At 55.6% G+C, this 22,212-nt stretch carries 19 protein-coding genes; 13 read left to right on the top strand and 6 right to left on the bottom strand.

Annotation, left to right across the window (positions count from 1 at the left end; translation table 11 throughout):
- The first annotated feature begins 21 nt into the window (after positions 1–21).
- From JXO48_11400 to JXO48_11375, 6 genes are all read left to right on the top strand, one after another.
- Positions 22–1,539: a DUF1846 domain-containing protein gene (locus JXO48_11400; GenBank protein ID MBN2284485.1), complete on the top strand. Its 1,518-nt coding sequence runs from the start codon at positions 22–24 to the stop codon at positions 1,537–1,539.
- Between the two features lie 24 nt (positions 1,540–1,563).
- Positions 1,564–2,256, top strand: coding sequence for a transglutaminase domain-containing protein (locus JXO48_11395; protein MBN2284484.1), 693 nt, complete (start codon positions 1,564–1,566; stop codon positions 2,254–2,256).
- Positions 2,253–3,869, top strand: a complete 1,617-nt coding sequence (locus tag JXO48_11390) for an MBL fold metallo-hydrolase (protein MBN2284483.1) — start codon at positions 2,253–2,255, stop codon at positions 3,867–3,869. Before JXO48_11395 ends, JXO48_11390 begins: the two co-directional genes overlap by 4 nt.
- Before the next feature lie 109 nt (positions 3,870–3,978).
- Entirely contained in the window at positions 3,979–4,623 is a 645-nt protein-coding gene (locus JXO48_11385; GenBank protein ID MBN2284482.1) for a class I SAM-dependent methyltransferase, read from the top strand.
- 471 nt (positions 4,624–5,094) lie between these two features.
- A complete protein-coding gene (locus JXO48_11380; protein MBN2284481.1) occupies positions 5,095–6,060 on the top strand; it encodes a DUF2156 domain-containing protein in 966 nt (321 codons plus the stop codon).
- Positions 6,061–6,069: 9 nt separating this feature from the next.
- Positions 6,070–7,611, top strand: a complete 1,542-nt coding sequence (locus JXO48_11375; protein ID MBN2284480.1) for a hydroxymethylglutaryl-CoA reductase — start codon at positions 6,070–6,072, stop codon at positions 7,609–7,611.
- 58 nt (positions 7,612–7,669) lie between these two features.
- On the opposite strand, the gene JXO48_11370 is transcribed toward JXO48_11375, so the two are convergent.
- On the bottom strand, positions 7,670–8,824 hold the full coding sequence (locus JXO48_11370) for a glycoside hydrolase family 3 (protein MBN2284479.1): 1,155 nt from the start codon (positions 8,822–8,824) through the stop codon (positions 7,670–7,672).
- A 197-nt stretch (positions 8,825–9,021) separates the two neighbouring features.
- Between JXO48_11370 and JXO48_11365 the strand changes: the two genes are divergently transcribed.
- Complete coding sequence (locus JXO48_11365) at positions 9,022–9,525, top strand: hypothetical protein (GenBank protein MBN2284478.1); 504 nt, start codon at positions 9,022–9,024, stop codon at positions 9,523–9,525.
- Positions 9,522–10,559: a hypothetical protein gene (locus JXO48_11360; protein ID MBN2284477.1), complete on the top strand. Its 1,038-nt coding sequence runs from the start codon at positions 9,522–9,524 to the stop codon at positions 10,557–10,559. The genes JXO48_11365 and JXO48_11360 overlap by 4 nt, the downstream gene beginning before the upstream one ends.
- A gap of 340 nt (positions 10,560–10,899) precedes the next feature.
- Here the strand turns inward: JXO48_11360 and JXO48_11355 are convergent, their stop codons facing one another.
- From JXO48_11355 to JXO48_11345, 3 genes are all read right to left on the bottom strand, one after another.
- Positions 10,900–12,207, bottom strand: a complete 1,308-nt coding sequence (locus JXO48_11355) for an OFA family MFS transporter (protein MBN2284476.1) — start codon at positions 12,205–12,207, stop codon at positions 10,900–10,902.
- 103 nt (positions 12,208–12,310) lie between these two features.
- Complete coding sequence (locus tag JXO48_11350; GenBank protein MBN2284475.1) at positions 12,311–12,901, bottom strand: molybdenum cofactor guanylyltransferase; 591 nt, start codon at positions 12,899–12,901, stop codon at positions 12,311–12,313.
- Positions 12,902–12,914: 13 nt separating this feature from the next.
- Entirely contained in the window at positions 12,915–14,078 is a 1,164-nt protein-coding gene (locus tag JXO48_11345; GenBank protein MBN2284474.1) for an iron-containing alcohol dehydrogenase, read from the bottom strand.
- Between the two features lie 341 nt (positions 14,079–14,419).
- Here JXO48_11345 and JXO48_11340 point away from each other — a divergent pair, with 341 nt between their 5' ends.
- The 5 genes from JXO48_11340 (at position 14,420) to JXO48_11320 (ending at position 20,510) form a co-directional block, all read left to right on the top strand.
- The gene (locus tag JXO48_11340; GenBank protein ID MBN2284473.1) at positions 14,420–15,130 is read left to right on the top strand and encodes an AzlC family ABC transporter permease; all 711 of its coding nucleotides are present in this window, start codon (positions 14,420–14,422) and stop codon (positions 15,128–15,130) included.
- A complete protein-coding gene (locus tag JXO48_11335; GenBank protein ID MBN2284472.1) occupies positions 15,127–15,450 on the top strand; it encodes an AzlD domain-containing protein in 324 nt (107 codons plus the stop codon). The genes JXO48_11340 and JXO48_11335 overlap by 4 nt, the downstream gene beginning before the upstream one ends.
- 15 nt (positions 15,451–15,465) lie before the next feature.
- Positions 15,466–16,419 carry a DMT family transporter gene (locus JXO48_11330; GenBank protein MBN2284471.1) on the top strand — a complete coding sequence of 318 codons (954 nt, stop codon included), beginning with the start codon at positions 15,466–15,468 and terminating at the stop codon, positions 16,417–16,419.
- Positions 16,420–16,495: 76 nt separating this feature from the next.
- Positions 16,496–19,246: an MMPL family transporter gene (locus JXO48_11325; protein ID MBN2284470.1), complete on the top strand. Its 2,751-nt coding sequence runs from the start codon at positions 16,496–16,498 to the stop codon at positions 19,244–19,246.
- Between the two features lie 328 nt (positions 19,247–19,574).
- Positions 19,575–20,510 carry an adenine nucleotide alpha hydrolase family protein gene (locus JXO48_11320; GenBank protein ID MBN2284469.1) on the top strand — a complete coding sequence of 312 codons (936 nt, stop codon included), beginning with the start codon at positions 19,575–19,577 and terminating at the stop codon, positions 20,508–20,510.
- Here JXO48_11320 and JXO48_11315 read toward each other — a convergent pair.
- On the bottom strand, positions 20,493–21,521 hold the full coding sequence (locus tag JXO48_11315) for an ATP-binding cassette domain-containing protein (protein MBN2284468.1): 1,029 nt from the start codon (positions 21,519–21,521) through the stop codon (positions 20,493–20,495). The two genes, JXO48_11320 and JXO48_11315, sit on opposite strands and share 18 nt — an antisense overlap.
- Positions 21,518–22,210: an ABC transporter permease gene (locus tag JXO48_11310; protein ID MBN2284467.1), complete on the bottom strand. Its 693-nt coding sequence runs from the start codon at positions 22,208–22,210 to the stop codon at positions 21,518–21,520. The genes JXO48_11315 and JXO48_11310 overlap by 4 nt, the downstream gene beginning before the upstream one ends.
- Positions 22,211–22,212 lie beyond the last annotated feature (2 nt).

Below are 22,212 nucleotides of genomic sequence, written 5' to 3'. Positions count from 1 at the left end.
CAATACAGGAACGAGGATATCATGAACACCGGCATTGCCTTCGACAACGAACAGTATCTGAAAGAACAGGAAGAGGCGATCCTTGAACGGGTCACGAGATTCGACAACAAGCTCTACCTCGAGTTCGGCGGGAAACTTTTCTATGATTACCATGCCGCCCGCGTCCTGCCCGGCTACGATCCGAATGTGAAGGTACGGCTCCTGCAAAAGCTCAAGGACACGGCGAGTATCCTTTTGTGCATTTACGCCGGCGACATCGAACGCAAGAAGATCCGCGCCGATTTCGGCATCACCTATGATTCGGACGCCATGAAGCTGATCGACGACCTGAGGAACTGGGGACTCGACGTCCTGGGCGTCGTCATTACCCGGTTCGAAAACCAGCCCGCGGCGGTTCACTTCAAGAACAAGCTCGAACGGAGAGGCGTCAGCGTCTATACCCACCGTTTCACCAAGGGATATCCCACAGACGTGGATACCATCGTCGGCGATGAGGGATACGGGGCGAACACCTATATTGAAACGAAAAAGCCGCTGGTCATCGTTACCGGTCCCGGACCGGGGAGCGGCAAGCTCGCCACCTGTCTCTCGCAACTCTATCACGATTATCGGAGAGGCATACAATCGGGATACGCGAAATTCGAAACATTCCCGATATGGAACCTCTCGATCAAGCACCCCGTGAACATCGCCTATGAAGCGGCGACCGCCGACATACGGGACTTCAATCTTATCGATCCCTTCCACCTCGAGGCATATGACCGGAAGGCGGTCAATTACAACCGCGACGTGGAAGCCTTTCCGGTACTGAAACGGATACTCGAGAAGATCACCGGCGGCGAGTCCTTCTATAGATCTCCCACCGATATGGGTGTGAACCGGGCGGGATTCGCCGTTATCGATGACGCGACGACCTGCGAGGCAGCGAAACAGGAAGTGATCCGACGTTTTTTCCGTTACCGCTGTGAGTACGCGATGGGATTCACCGACCGGGAAACGGTCCAGCGGGTGGAACTGTTTATCAAGAACTTCGATCTTGAACCGGAGTATCGCTGCGTCGTCGGACCGGCGAGAAAGGCCGCCGAAGAAGCACAGAATCAGAACAAGGGGAATGAGGGCATTTTCTGCGGTGCCGCCATCGAACTGAGGGACGGTGCGATCATAACCGGGAACAACTCTCCGCTCATGCACGCCGCGACGAGCCTGGTCATTCACGCCATCAAGTACCTGGCCGAAATCCCGGAAAAGATAAAACTGCTGCCTGAAAGCATTACGGAATCCGTCCGGAACCTGAAAACGGACATTCTCGGCGAGACATCAGTCAGCCTCGATCTCAATGAGGCGCTCATCGCCCTCGCTATCAGCGCCGCGACAAATCCCGCGGCCCAGCTGGCGATCGAAAAGCTGAAGGAGCTGCAGGGCTGTGAAGTCCACATGACCCACATACCCACGCCGGGAGACGAAGCGGGACTCAGGCGCCTGGGAGTGAACCTGACCAGCGACCCGAATTTTTCCTCAAACAATCTTTTCATCGTATAACCGAACGAGACACGACATACAGACATGAAAAAATACCTTGAACCAACGTTTACCATTGACTGCAACAGTGAAAGGATCATCACAACGGCCCGGGAACTGACCGAATCATGCGGCAGCGACCGGGAAAAGGCGTTGAAACTGTTCTATTTTGTGCGGGACTCAGTGAGGTACAACCTCTACATGATCTCCGTTTTCATTGAAGACTTCAAGGCTTCACGGGTGCTCGCGTGGGGCAAGGGGTACTGCGTGCAGAAAGCGGTGCTTCTCACGGCCCTGGGACGGGCGGCGGGTATCCCGAGCAGAATGGCCTTCGCCATGATACGGAACCACCAGGTCCCTCCCCACGTCCTGGAGAAGAGAAATTCAAACATTTTCCCCCGTCATGGATACAACCAATTCTTCCTTGACGGGCAATGGATCAGTGCCGCCGCCACCTTTGACAGGGGCCTGTGCGAAAGAAACGGGCTGCCAACGGTGGAATTCGACGGTCTGCATGATGCCATGCTTCCGTCCGCCACACGCGACGGCAGGCCCTATATCGAATATCTGGAAAAATTCCCCCCCCGCGATGACCTTCCCTTCGACTGGATCCGGGACACCCTCGTAACGATCGTCGGACCCGATAAGCGCCCCTGGCTCAATAAAGAGGCCCAAACGCAGCGGGACGGTGCATCGTCGGGCGAGAAACGTAGAAACAGCAGAAAGGAAACGGAATGATCACAGTGACATGTCTCGGCGGGGCCGGTTCCGTAACCGGTTCCTGCTATCTTGTTGAAACGGACCGCGGCTCCCGGGTCATGGTCGATTGCGGTCTTTTCCAGGGCAGCCGGCAGATGGAAGAACGCAACCGGCATGCCTGGGGATTCGATCCGCCGGACCTCCCGAACATCCTGCTCACCCATGCGCACATTGATCACAGCGGCAGGATCCCCCTGTTGTTGAAGGACGGGTTCAAGGGACGCATCATCACCTCTCCCCCCACGGCGGAACTCTGCGAGATCATGCTCCTCGACTCGGCCCATGTCCAGGAAATGGACGCTGAGTGGCAGACCAGGAAAAACCGAAGGCAGGGGGACGATGATATTACCCCGCTGTACACGACGGATGATGCCCGGGAAAGTCTGAAATATCTCCACCCCGTCGAGCGGGACCGGGAGTTCCCGGTGGGGCCGGGCATGCGGGCCCGGTTCCGGAACGCGGGGCACATCCTCGGCTCATCGATCGTAGAACTCTGGGTCGAGGACGGATCGGATGAAGTGAAGGTCGTATTCTCCGGTGATCTGGGAAACAAGGACCAGTTGATCATCAAGGACCCCGATGAAATTATCTCGGCGGACTATCTCTTTGTCGAATCGACTTACGGGAACCGGCTTCACAAGAACTTCGACGACAGCGCGCGTGAACTGCTCGATGCCATACGGCATGCCGTATCTCACGGAGAGAAGGTCGTTATCCCGGCCTTCGCCCTTGAGCGGTCCCAGGAGATCCTCTACCTTCTCGGCGAGTTCCACCGGAAGGGCGAGCTCCCCGACATCCCCGTGTACCTCGACAGCCCCCTGGCCATCAAGGCTACGGAGATATTCCGCAAAAACAAGCAATATTACGATGAAGAGGCCCGGGCGATTGTGGAACAGGGATTTGATCCCTTTGACATGCCGAACCTGCATCTGACCGCCACGACGGAAGAATCGATTGCCATCAACGCCCGGAAGGGGCCGGCCGTCATCATATCGGCCAGCGGCATGTGCACGGCGGGCAGGATCAAACACCATCTGAAACACAATCTCTGGAGACCCGGCGCCAGTATCATCATCGTAGGATTCCAGGCCCAGGGGACAACGGGACGAAAAATCGTGGATGGTGAAAGAAGCGTCAAGATATTCAGGGAGGATGTAGCCGTCCGGGCAAAGGTGTTCACCATCGGCGGCTTCTCCGCCCACGCCGACCAGAAGGGGCTGCTCGACTGGTTGAGCAATTTCACCCAATCGCGACCCCGGGTGTTCGTCGTTCACGGCGAGCCTTCGACGAGTGACATCTTCGCGGGGGAAATACGGGAAACCCTCGGCCTTGAAACCCACGTACCCGCCTGGCGGGAGACGCTGTTCCTCGAAAAACGGGCGCCCGGGATACGCTCCGAAGCCTGGACCGGGGAATCAGTCACCGTCGACATGAGCCACGACCTGCTGGCTGTTGTTGCCGATATGGAGCGGGAACTCAAGAAAATCAAGAAACGGGCAAAGACCAGGACCGGCGACCGCACGCCGGGAGAAGGAGAACTGGAAGCGCTGCGACAGCTCAGGAAGAAACTCCAGTCGGTCATGGAGCCGTAAGAGCGCTCCCGCACCATGGAACGGCGGGGACCGGCATGTTTTTTCCATTGACAGGGTCCCGCGGAGTCTATATGGTGCGGAGCACACTTCTCCAAGGATACAACTGTATATGAAGGATAAATATTCCATTATCGGGCCTCTCTATGATTTCCTGGCGATGGTGTACAGCGCGAACCAGATCGACCACTGCAAAACGGCCATGCATGACCGGATCCGGCCGGACAACTCGGTCCTTTTCGCCGGGGTGGGCCACGGTATTGATGCCCTCGCGGCGGCGGAGCGGGGGGCAAAGGTGACCGTCGTCGACCTTTCCGATACGATGCTGAAGAAATTCAACAGAAAGATGAAGGACAGGGAATTCAGGCACCCGATACGCCAGGTTCATCAGGATATATTGAAATTCAGCGAGTTGAACCAGTACGACATGGTATTCGCGAATTTCTTCCTCAATGTCTTCCCCGAAGAGAAAATGGTTGAAATCCTGTCCCACCTTGTGGAACTGGCCAAGCGCAGGGGCTTTGTCATTGTGGGAGATTTTTCCCTTCCCGAAGGAGGTCCGGTCAGGCGGGTATTCCAGGTCATATACTGGCGCATCGCCGATCTGGTATTCTGGATGACGGCCGGCAATGCTCTCCATCCCGTCTATGATTATGCGTTCCACATGAAGCAACTGGGGTTGAAAATAAAGACCGTCCGGTATTTCAGGTTTCTCTTCGACAACCGGTACTATTCCATTCTGGGGCAGAAAAAGTAGTGACTCAAATTAGTTATCGTGAGCGGAGCGGCATGGACGTACGAACCCATCGATCATTTTCACCTGTCCGTTGTCAAAACCGGACGCCTCTATAATACGAGGTTTTTGCTGATACTCGGCTTGTATATATTTAGCAAGATTTTCCCACAGGAATATGTCTTAATACGATCATACAATTACGCGTTACGTCAGTTTCGGTTTGCTTGAAAAGGTTGGTTACGGCAACGGGAAACCCGTATCCGGGTAAAGAGAGCGGTGACCCTGCGAATTTTGCAGGGTCATTCATTTCTGGCCGGGAATCAGAGGCCGGTCCTTTCTGCCGCAAGGATAATGTACCTTTATTTCTTGCACTGGAATTAGTGAGAGATTACTATGGCACCTTCCGAACAATCGACCGCACTTATTGATTACCGGGGCACTGGGACCGCGAGAGTACCCCAAGCTCGACTTCATGCCGTGATTGGAAAGACCATGAGTGGCTCCTTCAGCCTTGAAGAACGGCTTCAATATCTCAGAGAATACGGCTGCCACTGCATGTCATATTCCGCCCTCCAGCCGGGGATGCATTACTTCGATGTACCCGGCAAGGGATATCTGTCGTATATGTACCGCTGGGGCACTCGAGCCGTGCTGGCTGATCCGATCTGTCATGAGGCGGATCGCCTGGACATCCTTCGTGCTTTCATCAGCGAAAGCCCCAATTGCGGTTTTGTCCAGGTCTCACAGCCCGTGGCGGAGATGATCCATGAACATTTCAATTTCTACGCCACACAGTTCGGCATTGAATCGGTGGTCGATCTGAGAACGTGGAACCTGAAAGGCAAGAAAAAACAGATCCTCAGAACCGCGGCCAATCAGGCATTAAAACAGGGGGTTACCGTCACCGAAGGGTATGATGAAACACGTGATTACGAACTGTCACGACAGTGGCTGCAAACCAGGAAAGTGAGCAGAAAAGAGATCATTTTCCTGATCCGGCCCATGAGCATGGACTATAACGTGGGCACCCGGAAATTTTACGCTTACCGGGGAGAGGAGCTTCTGGGTTTCATCTACTTCGATCCCGTTTATAGGGGGAACCGTCTTATCGGGTACGTTCCCAACATTTCACGGTTCGACCAGGCGTTCAGGCAGGGAATATTCTACACCATCATGGTTCACGCCATGGATGTTTTCAAGGAAGAGGGCATCGAAGAACTGCACCTCGGCCTCGCGCCCCTCGTCACCGGCGATGATGACAGGCCCTACGAAGCATGGCTTGTAAAAAAGATCATCCGTTTCCTCTATGAATACGGGAACGGTATTTATAACTTCAAGGGTATCTATTTTACAAAATCCCGTTTCAACGGGGTCGATTCACCGACCTTCTGCTGTCATAAGTCATCGGTACCCTTGAAGAAGTTTCTGACTGTGTTCAAGATTTCCAATGTCTTTTAGGAGGGAACCATGGAAATACCAGCGCTGATTCTGAAGCAGCTGTACGCGATGGGGAGCCTTATGAACGTCGATGAGGGAGTCCGCTTCGGCATAAAGAACCCCCTCGCCGACGCCACCCTGACAGGCGTATCCCGCGTCGAGATCAACGGCAAGGAAGTGCCCCTCGACAGGGTCGTAGCCAAGATGAACGGCACAACCATCAGGGCCACCGAGGTTGATGAAAAGAACCTCATACCCTTTCCCCTCGGGCAGGTCATTGATGTCTATGCCCACATAGATTCACTCGAAAAGGACAAACAGCACAGTATCAGCATCGCCTTTGATACGGAGCCCTTCGGTTCGCTGAACCTGGAGGTCGAGGACATGATCTCGGAAGAAACGGCGGAACGGATCGCCATTCCCTCCGACCGGGCCCGCAATTATCAACCTGAAATAGTACGAAAACGGCAGGAGTTCATTCAGGAATATTCGGGCGTGCACCTGGAGCATCTCGACAAATACTCCTTTGATCCCTCTCTGACGCAAGGGAACATCGAGAATTTCACCGGCGTGGCACAGGTACCGGTGGGGTTTGCCGGTCCCATCCGCATTAACGGTGAGCATGCCCAGGGTGATTTTATCATCCCCCTGGCTACAACGGAGGGGACCCTGGTAGCATCGTACAACCGGGGCATGAAGGTGATCAACCTCTGCGGTGGTATCAAAACGACCATATCCGATGATCGCATGCAACGGGCACCGGTCTTTGTCTTCGATTCAGCCAGGGAAGCCCGCACATTCGCCCACTGGATCGATGACGCCTTTGACGACATCGCGAAGCAGGCCGAGTCGACCTCATCGGTCGCCCGGCTCATCAATATCCAGAAATTCCTGGCCAGCAAGTTCGTGTACCTCCGGTTCAACTTCACCACCGGGGACGCCGCCGGCCAGAACATGGTCAACCATGCGACCTTCGCCGCCTGTAACTGGATCGTCAATCACTATCAGGGGATCCGTCACTACTATCTCGAAGCGAATTTTGCCACCGACAAAAAGGCTTCCCAGGTAAATATCATGCACACCCGCGGCAAACGGGTGACGGCGGAGATCACCATCGACCGGGAGGTGCTCATCCAGCATATGCGGGTCGACCCGGAAACGCTCTGCCGTCACAGCAATATCGCCAACGTGGGTGCCTTCATGGCCGGCGTCAACAACAACGGCCTCCATTCGACGAACGCCATCACGGCCCTCTTTATCGCCACGGGCCAGGATGTGGCGAATGTATCGGAATGTTCCGCCGGCATGCTTTACACGGAGGTGACCCCCGAGGGAGATCTCTATGGTTCGATCACGATCCCTTCGCTTATCGTCGCCACCCACGGAGGCGGAACGGGGCTACCCACACAGCGGGAATGTCTCGAGATCCTGGGATGCCATGGAAAGGGAAAGGTGAGAAAGTTCGCGGAGATCGTTGCCGCCGTGGTAGGAGCCGGCGAGTTGTCCCTGGCAGCGGCCATATCCTCCCTTGACTGGGTATGGAGCCACGAGCGGTACGGCCGAAATCGATAAATTCAGAAACCTCCGGCCATTCCTTTACCCCCACTCGGCCCGGAGGAAGCAGGAGAGCTCAGGGGGCGGTTCCCAGCCGTTCCTTGAGCCTTTGTATTCTCAGAAACGAGCGATCGATCCGTTCAGGCGTGATCTCGCCACGGTCGACCATTTCCTCTATCAGGCGCTGGGCGCGTGCGGCGATATCCTCTTCATAGATCGAATTATTCGCGAACAGAAGAATGTCACAGCCTGCCTCGATGGCCCTTCGAATTACGACACCGGTCTCATAAAACGACCTGATCGCCTCCATCTGCAGGTCGTCCGAGACAATGACCCCCTGAAATTGCATATCCTCACGGAGGATCCCGCCGACAACCTTCGTTGAGAGCGTTGCGGGCCACCGGGAGTCCAGTTTTTCATTGAAGATATGCGCCGTCATGACCATGTCACAGAGACCGTTTTCCACGAGGGTCCGGAAGGGGATCAGTTCCAGGGACGACCATGTGGCGGTCACATCGACAAAACCCTTGTGCGAATCCCCCCGTGAACTGCCGTGGCCCGGAAAATGTTTGACCGCCGACAGAATACCGAAGCGGTGAAAGGTCTCGATCATTGTCCGGGCATGCCGGGTCACAAAGGCCGGGTCTGCCGAAAAACTCCGCTCCAGCCCGCCGATGACCGGGTTATCGGGATTGACATCGAGGTCCACTACGGGGGCGAAGTTTACGTTCACACCCACGGCAGCCAGGGTCTGCGCCGTTCGTTCCGCGTACCGCCCGGTCAGCTCCAGGTCATCACGGTCCCCCAGAAAACGCTGGGAAACCGTCGGGGGAAACCCGAACCTCTCCTTCAAGCGGTTGACCCTGCCTCCCTCCTGGTCCAGGGCGATAAACAGGTGGATGGGCGCCGCCTTTTGAAGGTCCCCGGTCAATCTTCTGAGCTGTTCCGGTGACGCGATGTTTCTAACGGGCCGTCCCGCGGGGACATCATGGTCAAAAAGGATCACGCCTCCCACGCGACCGGCCCGTATGTCGGTGATGACCGGAGTTTCATCATCCACGGCAAGCCCGCGGAAACCGACCATGATCATCTGGCCGATCCGCTCCTTCAATGTCGCGCTGCACGCCTCGTCAGCGGCCCGGCAGGACGGCACACCCGTACACAGCAAAAGGGCAAGCAGATGGGCGCAGAAGAAAAGGCAGGCCATGAATAACCGTACCCGTCCCGGCATGCTCCGGAAAGCCGGGTAAGTCTCACACCCCGTGAACTTTTTTTTCACTGCGTTAAGGGCTAACATGGTTTAACATGAACTATCACAGGCCCCGCGCAAATACCAGTCATATCCCGTTTGACAAAGCGCCGGCGTTCCGATAGATAGATTGCATTCATGCGAAATGATGCGTGCCGAAGGGGCCTTTTCAAAGCGTTATGGAGCGTCACAGAGAATATAATGGAACCCTGTTGCTCATCGGAACAGTGGTCCTTTTTCTGGGAACGGGGATCTACCTCGTCAGCCGTCCCGGCGACAGCGCCTATTTTCTCAGGTACAACCCCTTTGACATGCCGTCTCCGCCGGTCATTCCGGGCACCCTCGGCGACATTGTCCGTGCGCTCCCCTCCTTCACGCATGTGTTCTCCTTCATCCTCCTCACGGCGGGACTGGTTCGAACGGGGAACCGCGGACACATTGTCATATGTGCCGGCTGGTGTATCGTCGACTGCCTCTTTGAAACGGGGCAGAGATACGGAACGGTCATCGCCGCGATCATTCCCGACTGGTTTCAGGGGATCCCCTTTCTGGAAAACACGGCGAATTTCTTTCGCCTGGGGACCTTTGATCCCATCGACCTGGCGGCGACAATTATTGGAACAGCAGCGGCCTATGTGGTAATAAGGATGTTAACAAATAAAAAAGATAAGGAACTGTCATGAAGGGCGTACGAATAACCATGAGGAAATATCTTCGAAGGCTCAGTCTTGTTGTCCTGGTCCTCTTCGGATGCATCGCGATCATCGCCAGCGGTGAGGAAGACACGAAACCGGTGCCCGAAAAAAGAGAAACCGGCGTGTATAACTACATCATTACCGATTACACCGACGGTGAAGGGCGGATAACCAGGACCTGGAGCAGGAAATATGACGAAGCGGAAGTACTCCAGATGGAAAAGAGTGAATACTACAATACCGATGAAAATCTGGTCAAGGAAGAGGGGGACGACGACGGTGATGGCACTCTCGACTGGGTATATACTTACACATACGAAGGGCTCAACCTGACATTCGCCGTCTATGAAGATATCGCCGATGCATCAACCAACGCGGCTCGCTATTTTTACGATGATCATGGAAACATCACTGAGCGGCAGGCGGACCTCAGCTACGACGGTGCCGAGTTCAGCGCCGACCAGGTCTATGCCTACACCTACGAGGACATCGACGGCGAGTGGGAAATGGTCCTCGAACGGCTTGACGAGGATGACGACGGCGATTGGGATTATACAAACATATTCAGCTACGACGAAAACGGTAATCTCGAAAAGGTGGAGTATTATTTCGGCGACGAAGCCGAAGCGTACACCACCTCTTCCTACACCTATGTGCTCATCGCTGATGAATGGTACATGGAGGTGACGCTGACCGATCTGGACAACAACGGGGAAACTGACTTCTCCTACGGGTATGACTATGATGACGACGGCAATATGACGAGCATGGAAAGCTTCCTGGGAGAGCCTGAAGACGGGACCCTCGTGACGGGCAATTACTATTCTTACGACGACGAGGACCTTCTTATCAAGGAAGAGATCGACGACAGCGGGAACGGGAAGATAGACAACGCGATCTACTATGAATATTATGCCGACGGGAACCTCTGGAAGAAAAAATACGATTACGACAACAACGACCCGGAAGAATGTGACCTTATATACATCTGGACCTATGAAACGATCGTGGAAGGGGAATAGCCGAAGGCAATCTTTCACAGTACTTTTGCCCGAATCTTTTTTGAAGCGGCCATTGAAAAGGTCTTATGGGGTTCAAGGGTTTTTCCCCTCCCTTTGTAAATAAAATCCCCCTTGATCCCCCTTTGCTAAAGAGGGAACTGAAGGAACACTTGATATCACAGGTTTCACGATGTTCGCTTTGTCACTCTGTCGCTGTGCCCCTTTGCCACTGCTGAAAAAACGTTTCAATGGCCGCTCAAAAATGATTCATCCACAATCATTCATCCACAGAGAGCAGTCTATCAAACAAAAAAAGCGCCGGTCCAGCGGGCCGGCGCTTTTTTTGTACATTCTTCCAATCTCAGGCCTTTTTCGGCGGCCGTGAAACCAGAGTGATGACCGCACCCAGCAGGCAGGCGACACCGGCTATGATAAAGGGGGTGATCCAGATGGAAGGATCACTGCCGCCCTTGGCGGCGTCCTTGAAGAACCCCGCGACCTGAGGACCGATCACGCCGGCGATACCATAGGAAACGAAGACATATCCGTAATTCAGCCCCACGTTCTTATTGCCGAAGTAGTCCGCGGTGACCGCCGGGAAAAGGGCGAAGTTGCCGCCGAAGTTGAACCCGATGATGCAGGCCCCGATGATGAGGGTCACACCGGCACCGCCCATCTTGTAAAAGAGCAGCATAATGATCCCCTGGAAAAGGCACATGAGGAATATGGCCATTTTTCGACCGATCTTATCGGAAACGGTCCCCCAGACGATCCGGCCGAGACCATTGAATATGGCGTACCATGCCATTGCCGTGCCGGCGATGGCTGATGCGGTCGCCGTCTCAATGCCGCCGGCTGAGAGCTTGTCAATACCGAAAAGCTTGATGCAGTATATGACCATCAGGCCTGCTATCGCCGAAAAGAGAAAGGTTACCCAGGTCATGTAAAACTGGGGGGTTTTCAGCATTTCTCCGGGAACAAAATCGACGAGACCCGACGCGGAAGCTCCTTTCGCGCCCGCATTGTTCACGGGCGGGGTCCAGCCCTCAGGACAATATCCCGCCGGTGGATCGACCATGACGATGCTGCCAAGAACAACGGCGATGAGGAAAATGATGCCGTAGAGGAAAAAAACGCTCTGTACTCCCCCCAGGCCGAAGAAATCGAGCCTGTTCAGAAGATCGAACCAGGAGCCGGCCGATTTGACCCAGATGGTGGCGCCGAAACCGAAACCAGCGACTGCCAGGCCGGTGACCATACCCTTCTTGTCGGGGAACCACTTGACACCCACGGCAATGGGTACCACGTAGGCAAGGCCGATGCCGGCACCGCCGATAATGCCGATAAAGATCAACTGGGCCGGGAAAGTGCTGCCGAAGAGCCCGCCGAGCATGTATCCTACACCAAGGACGATACCACCGAGGGTCGCGAGCTTTCTCGGCCCCATCTGCCCGATGATCCGTCCTGATATGATCATCACCACGGCAAAGACAAGGAGACCCACGGAAAACACCCAGGCCGCCTGGCTGGCGCTGAAATTATACATCCCTCCCTGGAGTGTCAGCTTCGGGGTGAACACGGACCACGCATAAATGGCTCCGAGACAGAGCTGGATCAGGATCGCTCCGATGACCACATACCATCGATTCATTACTTTCTGTTCCGCCATGAATCCCTCCTTTTCATGTCAAAATGCAAAAGACACCGATAATTCACCATTATAGTAAATTCTGGAAACCACTATCCGATACAGCTGTGTTTGTCAACTAAAATCAATCGGGTAAGGGTATTGCCGACAGGTCCTCCGGCGTGTTCACATTGAAAAACATCCGCGGCCCGCCCTCGAAGGAATCGATGACGTGCCCGGGAATAACGGTCATTCGGGATTGTTCGTAAAATCCGGTGATCTTCAGGCGGTCCTGGTCAATGAGCCGCTTTATCCGGGGCAGGCACCGCCGCGAATAGATGGCATGGAGGGGTTGAAATCCTTCAGGAACACGGGGAACGATCACGTCGGCCGAGCCGTCGGCCTGCCGCACCATGTGCATGATGAAATCCCTCCGTATGAAGGGCATATCACAGGCCGTGACGAATACATACTCACAGGAGGCATGCAGGAGACCGGTATAGATACCCCCCAGGGCGGATTTCCCCTTTATCACGTCCGTCACGACCGCGACGCCCAGGTCGAGATACTCCAGGGGGGTGTTGGTGACCAGTATGATCTCCGTGAAAACATCCCTGAGTATTCCAATGGTTCGGTCGATAAGTCGTTCTTCACCGATCTTCAGAAAGGCCTTGTTCGACCCCATTCGAACATTTTTGCCGCCTGTCAGAATAATTGCAGTCATTGCAACCGGCATGTCCCCGTTCCTGTTACCTGCAGATGTCAAGGATATCGGCGATCACCTCCCGTGTATAATCGTTCAGCCGCCATACCCGTGCGAGCTCTTCCGCGTTGGCGGCTATGTTCCCGATGTCCGTCGCCGGGATGTTCGCCTCCGCCAGCGATACGGGACTGCCGATGGAAGCGAACCAATTCTTCAAATGATCGATCCCCGCCCTGCCCGCCGTCGCATCATCCGGCTGGGTGACCCCGAAAACCTCACGGGCCAGGCGGGCGAATTTGGCAGGCCCTGCCTGAACAGTGTGGCTCATCCATGCCGGGAGAACTATGGAAAGACCGGCGCCGTGCGCGATATCATAGAGGGCACTCAGGGAATGCTCTATCATGTGGGCCGGCAGCATGACCCGTCCCATGCCGGCAACGGTCAGCCCATTGAACCCGATCGTCGCGGACCACATCATTTTCGCCCGTCCGTTGTAATCCTCGGGATCCCGGAGGACCGCTTCGGTGCTTTCCATGAGGGTTTTCATGATGCCCTCCACCAGCCGGTCCTGAAGGATGCTGTCCGGTTCCTCGTTGTTGAAATATCCCTCGAGCATGTGGGTGATGATATCGACGGCGCTGTAAGCGGTGTAGGCGGGACTTACTGTGAAAAGGGCCGATGGATCAAGGATGGAGGCCTTCGGCCTGATGAACGGTGAATTGATGCTGAATTTATGGGCGCCTTCTTCGTTCGTTATGACGGCCGCCGGATTCATTTCCGAGGCGCTCGCCGAGAGGGTGAGGACCGTCAGGACGGGAAGGGCTGCCTTGATGACCCGGGCGCCGATAAAGAAATCCCATACGTCATGATCGGCTTTCGTTCCCGCCGCGATCGTTTTCGCCTCGTCGATCACGCTCCCGCCGCCCACGGCAACCACCGCGTCAACGTTCTCCTCACGGGCGAGAGCGATCCCTTCACGGGTATGGGACAATACCGGATTTGACCTGACACCTGAAAATTCAACAACGGAGATCCCCGCTCCGTTCAGTGAGTCCAGCACCTGGTCATAGATGCCGTTTGTCTTGATACTGCCTCCCCCGTAGACAAGCAACACCTTCTTCCCATACCGGGCCGTCTCGGGACCGACCTTTCTGATCTGCCCCCTGCCGAAAATGATCTTTGTCGGATTTTCAAAGACGAAATTCTGCATGACCTGACCCCCTGCACACCTGTTCTCGCCGGGCACAGCCCGTTCCATTTGCCTATACATGACCTCACCGGGTCTGTCAATTCGGCAACACAAAAAGCGGCTTTGACATAGCCCCGGCAGTGTAGTATGTCCGATGCATTTACGTGTCAAGGGCCTTTCGCCCGAATCCGCTTTTTGCCGGTTCGAAACGTTTTTGATACCTGAAACGCCGGTAGCAAAGGGGCAAAGCGAGAGAGCGAGAGAGAAGTCCGGGGAAAACCCTTCACTTCTGAAATGTGGAACACGGCCCATACGCGGCAGCCATACCGTGTACGGCGAGGATTTTCAATCCGGTGACGATGATGAATGATACCTGGAAGAGAGCGATCCGCGACGGCGTTCTCGGCGCCTGGCCGATCTGCCTCGGATACCTGGCCATCGGCCTCGCCTTCGGGATAATCGCCCAGAAGGCGGGGTTGAACTGCCTGGAGATCGCTTTGATGTCACTCCTGGTATATGCGGGAAGCGCCCAGTTCATCGCCGTTTCCATGCTCGGCGCGGGGGCCGGTATTCTTCCCATCGTGGCAACCACTTTTACCGTCAATCTGCGCCATGTGCTCATGAGTTCCTCCCTCGCCATTCATCTCAGGAATATCGGGCCCGGTTGGCTTTCCCTTTTCTCCTACGGTATCACCGATGAGAGTTTCGCTCTGAACATCGCCAGATTCAGGGACGGCGGCTGGGACTGGCGGCGGGCCCTGGTCCTGAACCATACGTCGAACCTGACCTGGGTCCTCTTCACGGTCCTGGGCGGCTACACGGGCCACTTCATTCCGTCCGGAGCCTTCGGAATCGATTACGCCCTGATCGCCATGTTCATCTGCCTTCTCATCTTGCAGATCAGAGGGCTCATATACGTAATCGTCGCTCTTGCAGCAGGGGTCTGCGCCGTCATACTTTCCCTCCTGTTCGAGGGGAATGCCTACATCGTAATCGCCTCGATCGCGGCCGCCTCGCTGGGTGTTATCCTCAAAGGAACTTCACTGTTCAGGGAAAAAGAGGTGGGGTCATGATCGAGCGCGATTACATCCTTGTGGTCCTCGGCATGGGGGTCGTTACCTATGTGCCCCGGTTGGTTCCTCTCCTTTTTCTCTCCCGCCGGGCACTTCCACGGTGGTTCACGGAATGGCTCGAATACATCCCGGCCGCCATTCTGAGCGCCCTGATCCTGCCCCTGCTCCTGACGACCGGAGTTCCCCGGCACCTTGACGTGACGACACCGGAGCTGCTCGTCGCTATTCCGACGTTTCTGGTGGCATTGAAAACACGCTCACTGGCGGGGACGGTCCTCGCGGGGATGTTTCTCTACTGGCTTGCCGGTCAATTCCTGTAGGGAACTGCAACGGTCATGATGGTATATGTAAAACTCCTTTTCACGGCCCTGTTCTGGGGCGGAACCTTCATTGCGGGTCGGATCGTGGCGCAGGACGTGAACCCTTTCAGCGCGGCATTTCTTCGTTTCACCATTGCCTCCTTTTTTCTTGTCATCGCGACCCGGCACATCGAGGGATCGCTGCCGCGGCTGAAGCGGCACCAGGTTCTGCCGGTTCTCCTGCTGGGAATGTCGGGGGTCTTCGCCTACAATGTCTTTTTCTTTTCCGGCTTACAGATCATCACGGCAAGCCGGGCCTCTCTTATCATTGCTTCAAATCCCATTTTCATCGCCCTTTTCGCGGCCCTGTTCTTCGGAGAACGCCTGGGGACGACATCCGTCCTCGGCATCCTCCTCTGTGTCTCGGGGGCGGTCATAGTCATAACCAGGGGCGCTCCGCTCACGATCCTGCAGGGCGGCCTCGGAACAGGAGAGCTTCTGATCCTCGGGTGCGTGGCAAGCTGGGTGCTTTACTCTCTCATCGGAAAGGCCGCCATGAGAGACATCTCACCGATGGCGGCGGTGACCTATTCATGCCTCATTGGCGCCGTTGCACTATTCCTTCCGGCCTGCACTGAAGGATTGATCCGGGACATCACGACCTACTCGACGACCGACTGGCTCGGCATCGCCTACCTGGGGTTGTTCGGCACCGTCATCGGCTTTTCCTGGTATTATCAGGGTATCAAGAAGATCGGGGCGTCCCGGGCCGCCGTATTCATTAATTTCGTTCCCGTCAGCGCCATCATCCTCGCCGCTCTCATCCTGCAGGAACGGCTCGACTGGTCCCTTACCGCCGGCGCGGTCCTCGTCATCGGGGGCGCCTACCTGACCAACAGGCGGCGCGGGGAAGATGGCACGCCCTGCCCCGGAAATGAGGCCGCCGGAACACGCCGGCATGGGCTTCCCGGCACGCCAAAGCAGGAATAGAAAATAACTTCTGTTGACTTATAGGCACCATTGGTGTCAAATGACGCTCGATCCATTGAGGGGGTCTTCTCCATAGATGAACCGCTTTATTCGATTCGCAATTCGACATCCCATACCTGTCTTTATCATCCTCGCTCTCATCACCGTGATCCTCGCGCCGGGCATGTTGAAGCTCAAGATCGACAATTCCATTGAAACCATCATGCCCAAGCATGACAGCAAGTATATCTTCTACAACAAGTTGAAGGAGACTTACGGGGATAACGGCCAGTTCGTAGTCATGGCCGTCTCTGCCGACGACCTCTGGAGCCCCGTGACGATCCGAAAATTTCACGAGCTTTTAAGGGACATCGAGGAATTCAAGGACTTCTCCTTTCAAAGTGAAAAAAAACGCCTGCAGCGGCTCACCGAGATCACAACGGGTGTGCATATCAGCGGGGCCGAGCTTTCCGCCGCTTTTACCGACGCCCCCCCCTTCCGCCGGCTCCTGGAACGAAAAATAACAAAACTCTTCGGCACCAAAAAGATCCTTACTACAAAGAACCTGCAAAAACTCCGCGCAGAGATCGAGCGGGTCACGGCCCTGAAACAGGAAGAATTCATCGACGAGATCGTTTCCCCCCTGACAATGAAAGACATCAAGGGCGCTGAAGACACCCTGGAGGTGGTAGATCTCATAGAAGAAGACGAGGAAGGAAACAGGATACTGCCGGAGACCGGCGAAGACATCACCTCGTTCAGGAAACGGCTGGAGAGAAACCCGTCCTTTGAGAACGCCCTCTACAGCCGCGACCCGGTCACGGAAGAGATCAGCGATTTCGGTGTCATCATCAAGTTCATCAATGTGGAAGACCGGGACCCCGTGGCACGGGAACTCATCGAAATAATCGAGGGACACCGGGACCTCAGGATCGTATCCACGGGAATGCCCATCGTCTATGTCCGGGTCGTCAACTACATCCGCTCCGATTTCATCGTGCTCGTTCCCCTGGTCATGCTCGTGGTCATGGCCGTTTTCTACATCAACTTCCGAACGGTCCGCGGCGTCATCCTCCCCCTGGCATCGCTCAGCCTGGCCGAATTGTGGCTCCTGGGCCTCATGGGACACCTGGGATTTAAGATCACCGTCATGGCCTCTTCGCTCCCGACGCTGATGATCGCCGTGGGAAGTTCATACGCCATTCACATCCTGAACCAGTATTATGCCGACTTCGACATGATAACAGCGGCGGGGAAGGAGGAGGGACTTCGTGTATCCATGACCCACATTTCCCTGACGGTCCTTCTGGCGGGACTCACGACCTTCATAGCCTTTATGACGCTCGTTCCCAGCCAGCTCTCATGCGTCCGGGAGTGGGGCTTTTTTTCGGCGATCGGGGCACTCTTCGCCGTTATTACAGCCAGTTCCCTCATTCCCGCCAGCCTCTCCATGCTGCCCCACGAACGGCCCCAGGGGCTCTGGAACCGGCGGAAACAACCCCGCGTTACGATCGTGGACCGCATCATCGCCCTCATGGCCCGGGGTGCCATTCGACATCACCGGAAGGTCGTCGTGGCCATTGTCATTATCCTGGTCATATCCATCGCCGGTTTTCTCCAGCTCGAAGTCGATACGGCCTATGTCAGCTATTTCAAAAAAGGCAGTTCCGTCAGGAAAGATATCAACACCATCGGTGAAAAGTTCGGCGGCGGCTGGGGGTTCGATATCCTGATAAATTCCGGTTCCGTCGACGGGGTCAAATCGCCGGAGTTTCTCAACGCCCTCGAAGCCTTCAGAAACTGGCTCGAGACGGATGAAAACAGGGACCTGAAGATCGGCAGGACGGATTCTTTTTCCGACTTCATCAAGACCATGCATATGGCCATGAATAACGACGACCCCGCAGCCTACGCAATCCCGACGAACAGGACGGACATACAGGATTATCTGGAGATCTACGCAGGCGATGACGATGATTCGGACGGGCGTTTTGATGAATTTGAACCTTTTGTCGATATTGACTACCGCACCTGCGATCTCCTGGCACGGCTCTGCCGCAAGGAAGGACAACCGGTCGGCACCGCTGAGATCGACGCGATCGGGAAGAGGATCAGCGGGTATCTTGACCGGAACCTTCCACCGGGAGCATCCTATACTATCTCGGGATTTCCCATCATCGAAGTCCAGGTGTCCCACTACCTCATCACGGGCCAGCTTCAGAGCCTCATACTGTCCCTGGTTGTTGTCGATATCATCGCCATACTGCTCTTCCAGCATTTCGCGGCGGGCCTTCTGGCACTGATCCCCATGGGGGTGGCCGTTCTCATCAACTTCGGCATCATGGGCTGGCTGGGTATCGCCCTTGATATGCCCACATCGGTTATCGCCGCCGTCACCATCGGCATCGGTGTTGATGACACGATCCATTTTCTCAATAATTTCAGGCATAACAGGGCGAGGGGATACGGTGTGGACGAAACGATCGAACGGACTCTGGCCGTGACGGGGAAGGCCATTATCTTCACTTCACTGGCGCTTATCTGCGGGTTCTTCGTCTTTCTGCTCTCCAGCTTCATTCCCATCATGCTGCTGGGAATTCTGCTGGCGATCACCATGACGGCGACGACCGTCGGCGCCCTGCTCATCCTTCCGTCGGTGATCAAGGCAAGCAGGGTCGACCTGAGCGAACCCGCGCGGGAAACATGGATGGGCAGATATTTGAATATCGGGAAATGGTTCGGATTGGGCGAGGAAGAATACGGAACGAACAACGTGAGTCTTCAGGACGGACTGTCCTCACTTCCCCCGGAAAATCCGGGGGATGGAAGCACTATGTCTAAGGATTGAAGCTCCACAACCAGATGAGGCAGAAGATACCCCACACCCCGAGAAGGAACATGATGTCGCAGATGGTATGATATCTTCTATAGAGGAATCTCACCGGTCTCACCTCCTTTCTTTTGCCGCCATTATCTCATAATTTCCTTTTCATGTATCACTAATTGATCGCATGGATAATACGAGCCTGATTCTAGTACTCATGAGTACCGCTTGCCGGGCTCTCCGGGCATCATAACCGCTTGCATAAGAACCGGTTTGACCCAATCATGCATTCCTGTTATAACACATTAAATATGTTACCTTTTTTAAGAATTCTACCGTAAAGGATACCACCATGAAATGCACCGTCTGCGGTGAACCGGCCCGCATCAATGCCCCGCGTCATAACTCGAAGTTCTGCGAGCGCCATTTTCTGCGTTTCGTCTTCCGTCAGGTCTGGCGGACCATTGAAGAGTACCGCATGTTCACGCACAGGGACACCCTTCTTCTCGGCGTATCGGGCGGCAAGGACAGTATGACGGCATGGGATATCCTGGCGGAGCAGGGCTATACCGTTCATGCCGTCCATATCGACATGGGTTTCGGAGACTACTCGCGGCGCTCGGAGGAGATCGTCCGGACCTTCGCGGCGGCACGGGATCTCACCCTTTCGGTTCACACCTTTCAAGAGCTCATGGGTTTCACCTTTCAGCATGCCCTGCGGATCCACCGGAGAAGGGCCTGCGCGCTCTGTGGAACGGTGAGACGCTATTTTCTGAACCGGCTGGCCCGGGACCTGGAATGTACCGTGGTGGTCACCGGGCATAATCTCGACGACGAAACAGCCACGCTCCTGGGGAACGTTCTGCACTGGCAGATGGGGTATCTCGAACGGCAATACCCGGTCCTGGAACCAAAGGCCGGGCTGCTTCGAAAGGTCAAACCGCTGGTAAAGCTCACCGACGAAGAAACGGGATGGTACGTGAAGCTCAGGAATATTGATACCGCTACGGGAACCTGCCCCTACTCACGTGGCGCTACCTCACCGGTCTACAAGGACATCATGGGGGAGATCGAAAAAAGAATGATCGGCATCAAGGCCGATTTCTACTTCAACTATCTGAATCGAATGCGGGAACAGCTCTCGTCCGGAAGCAGCGGCAGGGCGGATGAAACCCGTTTCTGTCCCGAATGCGGATACCGGACCCTCAAGGGGGAGCTGTGTTTTGTGTGTTCCCTGAAAAGGCGGGCGGCGCGAGGGAGTGACGGTTCATCACTGCCAGCGGATTGAAGCTGCCTTGAAAATTACGAACACCTCGTTACCGGGAATGAGCCGCAATTCTTCCGTTGCGGCCCTCGTCACGCTGCAGTGCAGTGACAGGTCAGCCACGGACACCGTAACTACCAGTTTTTCCGATGAATTATCCCGTGTCATCTGGATGATGGTCCCTCGAAGAACGTTTCTGGCCGAAAGGCCGCCGGGAGGTGTAACGGCCACAAGGATATCGGATGGTTCCAGAAGCGCCGTTCCGGCCGTTGTTTCGGGAGGCGTCGCGGCCGTTATCCTCTGCCCGTCACCCAGCGTTTTTTCCCACAAACCGTCAGGCCTGGAACTCCAGGGTCCTTCAATGCTGTTTTCTGGCCCGCTGCGACTGACACGGCCACGGCGGACCGTATATACCTCGTCGGCCACCTCGCCGAGCCACGCCATATCGTGGCTTGCCACGATGAGAGACATACGCGACCGGGACCTCATGGTCCAGATCGCCTCCTGTATGAGCAGGGCGCTCTTCTGATCGACGCTGGCCGTGGGCTCATCCAGGATCAGCACCTCCGGCTCCAGTACGAGCCTCGACGCCAGGGAAACCCGTTGCGCTTCACCCCCGGAAAGTTCGTGCCACCGCCGCCGGGCGAATTCCCCGGGAGCAAGGCCCACCAGTTCCAGGGCCCGGAAGACGCGTTCCCGGAGATGTTCTGTTTCATGGCGGACCTTCAGACCGTAGGACACGTTCTCATACACGGACCGTTTGAGAAGGTAGGGTTCCTGAAGGAGCATGGTAACCTTTCGCTGCACTGCGGACACATCGCCGCCGATGCGTTTCCCCTTGAAGAAGACGCTACCCTCATGAGGGGTTTCAAGAAAGGCGAGGAGTTTGAGAAGTGTTGTTTTTCCACCCCCGTTGGGTCCGACAAATCCGATGGAAGTATTCCACCCGATGGAAAGATCGGGGACGGAAAGGGTGAAACGCCGGTTATAGCCGAATTTCACCTGCTCAAGGGTATACAGGGGCGGAGTATTCATGCCATTCGTCTCTTCAGGGCCGTCAGGGCGAAATTCACGAGGAACGCAATCGACAGGAGGACGATTCCCAGGGCGATCCCCATGGCGAACTGCCCCTTGCCTGTTTCTAGGGCGATCGCCGTAGTGATCGTTCTCGTGTGCCATTTGATGTTGCCGCCGATCATCATGGAAACGCCCACTTCCGAAATGGCCCTGCCGTAAGCGGTGACCGCGGCGATCAGAACGGCATATCTCGCTTCGAGGAGACTGGCCATGATGATCTGTCTTCCCCGGGCACCGAGGGTCAGGATGGTCGTTTTGAGCCTCCTGTCCAGGCTCTCGATCGCCGTGGCCGTCAATGACATGACGATGGGCAGGACCAGAATCATCTGGGCAATGGCGATACCGGGAATGGTGAACAACAGTCCGAATTCACCGAGTGGACCTCGACGAGACACAAAGGCATACACGAAGAGACCGACCACGACGGTGGGCAGGGCGAGAAGCGTGTCCACTATGGCCCGTAACTGCCTCTTGCCGGCAAACTCATAGTACCCCAGAAAGAACCCGGCGGGGATCCCGACGATCAGGCTCCCCGCAATGGACAGGCTTGATACTTTCAGGGACGTGAAGACGGCCGAATAGGTCTCCACGTCCCCTGAAAAGAGCAGGATAAAGGCGTGACGCAGACCGTCAAGAAGATAATCCATTG

It is taken from the genome of Deltaproteobacteria bacterium (assembly GCA_016933965.1).
In the GTDB taxonomy this organism is placed as follows: Bacteria; Desulfobacterota; Syntrophia; order Syntrophales; family UBA2210; genus JAFGTS01.
This window is presented reverse-complemented; position numbering and strand designations above follow the sequence as displayed.

Bases quoted from the DNA above. Each gene is read 5' to 3' on its own strand.
- JXO48_11400 (MBN2284485.1), top strand. From the start codon at position 22: ATGAACACCGGCATTGCCTTCGACAACGAACAGTATCTGAAAGAACAG.
- JXO48_11395 (MBN2284484.1), top strand. From the start codon at position 1,564: ATGAAAAAATACCTTGAACCAACGTTTACCATTGACTGCAACAGTGAA.
- JXO48_11390 (MBN2284483.1), top strand. From the start codon at position 2,253: ATGATCACAGTGACATGTCTCGGCGGGGCCGGTTCCGTAACCGGTTCC.
- JXO48_11385 (MBN2284482.1), top strand. From the start codon at position 3,979: ATGAAGGATAAATATTCCATTATCGGGCCTCTCTATGATTTCCTGGCG.
- JXO48_11380 (MBN2284481.1), top strand. From the start codon at position 5,095: ATGAGTGGCTCCTTCAGCCTTGAAGAACGGCTTCAATATCTCAGAGAA.
- JXO48_11375 (MBN2284480.1), top strand. From the start codon at position 6,070: ATGGAAATACCAGCGCTGATTCTGAAGCAGCTGTACGCGATGGGGAGC.
- JXO48_11370 (MBN2284479.1), bottom strand. From the start codon at position 8,824: ATGCCGGGACGGGTACGGTTATTCATGGCCTGCCTTTTCTTCTGCGCC.
- JXO48_11365 (MBN2284478.1), top strand. From the start codon at position 9,022: ATGGAGCGTCACAGAGAATATAATGGAACCCTGTTGCTCATCGGAACA.
- JXO48_11360 (MBN2284477.1), top strand. From the start codon at position 9,522: ATGAAGGGCGTACGAATAACCATGAGGAAATATCTTCGAAGGCTCAGT.
- JXO48_11355 (MBN2284476.1), bottom strand. From the start codon at position 12,207: ATGGCGGAACAGAAAGTAATGAATCGATGGTATGTGGTCATCGGAGCG.
- JXO48_11350 (MBN2284475.1), bottom strand. From the start codon at position 12,901: ATGCCGGTTGCAATGACTGCAATTATTCTGACAGGCGGCAAAAATGTT.
- JXO48_11345 (MBN2284474.1), bottom strand. From the start codon at position 14,078: ATGCAGAATTTCGTCTTTGAAAATCCGACAAAGATCATTTTCGGCAGG.
- JXO48_11340 (MBN2284473.1), top strand. From the start codon at position 14,420: ATGAATGATACCTGGAAGAGAGCGATCCGCGACGGCGTTCTCGGCGCC.
- JXO48_11335 (MBN2284472.1), top strand. From the start codon at position 15,127: ATGATCGAGCGCGATTACATCCTTGTGGTCCTCGGCATGGGGGTCGTT.
- JXO48_11330 (MBN2284471.1), top strand. From the start codon at position 15,466: ATGATGGTATATGTAAAACTCCTTTTCACGGCCCTGTTCTGGGGCGGA.
- JXO48_11325 (MBN2284470.1), top strand. From the start codon at position 16,496: ATGAACCGCTTTATTCGATTCGCAATTCGACATCCCATACCTGTCTTT.
- JXO48_11320 (MBN2284469.1), top strand. From the start codon at position 19,575: ATGAAATGCACCGTCTGCGGTGAACCGGCCCGCATCAATGCCCCGCGT.
- JXO48_11315 (MBN2284468.1), bottom strand. From the start codon at position 21,521: ATGAATACTCCGCCCCTGTATACCCTTGAGCAGGTGAAATTCGGCTAT.
- JXO48_11310 (MBN2284467.1), bottom strand. From the start codon at position 22,210: ATGGATTATCTTCTTGACGGTCTGCGTCACGCCTTTATCCTGCTCTTT.